This is a genomic window from Desulfovibrio sp. OH1186_COT-070 (genome assembly GCF_003860215.1).
Classification (GTDB): Bacteria; Desulfobacterota; Desulfovibrionia; order Desulfovibrionales; family Desulfovibrionaceae; genus Desulfovibrio.
In genome coordinates this window covers 1-487 of the sequence record NZ_RQYH01000156.1, presented here as the reverse complement: position 1 = coordinate 487, position 487 = coordinate 1, and the positions used below count along the sequence as shown (strand labels likewise).

General features: G+C 47.4%; 3 pseudogenes. 1 reads left to right on the top strand and 2 read right to left on the bottom strand.

Going from position 1 to position 487, the window contains the following annotated elements:
* Positions 1-84, top strand: a pseudogene (locus EII23_RS13265) (IS5/IS1182 family transposase); the annotation flags it as partial.
* Between the two features lie 41 nt (positions 85-125).
* On the opposite strand, the pseudogene EII23_RS13535 reads toward EII23_RS13265, so the two are convergent.
* A pseudogene (locus EII23_RS13535) lies at positions 126-335 on the bottom strand (hypothetical protein); the annotation flags it as partial.
* 67 nt (positions 336-402) lie between these two features.
* Positions 403-487 (bottom strand): annotated as a pseudogene (locus EII23_RS12325) (IS5/IS1182 family transposase); the annotation flags it as partial.

The window sequence follows — 487 nt, the reverse complement described above, 5'->3', positions numbered from 1 at the left end:
GCTACGCGCTACGCAAAACGAAGCCTTTCCTTCCTTGCCGCCGTGCAAATCAGGTGCATCTCATTGTGGGCAAAAATAATTTGACGACAATATCTAGAGCCCGGAGTTTTTTTGAAGAAATCCCGGTAATAGGATACAAACGGCTCCTTACCGTCCGGCACGGTCGGATTGTGCTGTATGTAATCTTCGGCCACTACTTTAGCCGCTTCATCCACCTTGTGGAGATTAAAGAACGTGTCATAAAACTCCAGAACCAGGGTACGGTTGGTTTCTTCCTGTGCCAGATTACGTTTGCCGGTTTGAGCATGAGCAGTTCCGCAGATACCCAAAAGCATAACGGATCCTACGATGGCGAGTGATGCAAGTTTTTTCATTTTTTAATGCTCCTGCTAGATAGTGTCGTCAAATTATTTTTGCCCACAATGAGATGCACCTGATTTGCACGGCGGCAAGGAAGGAAAGGCTTCGTTTTGCGTAGCGCGTAGCG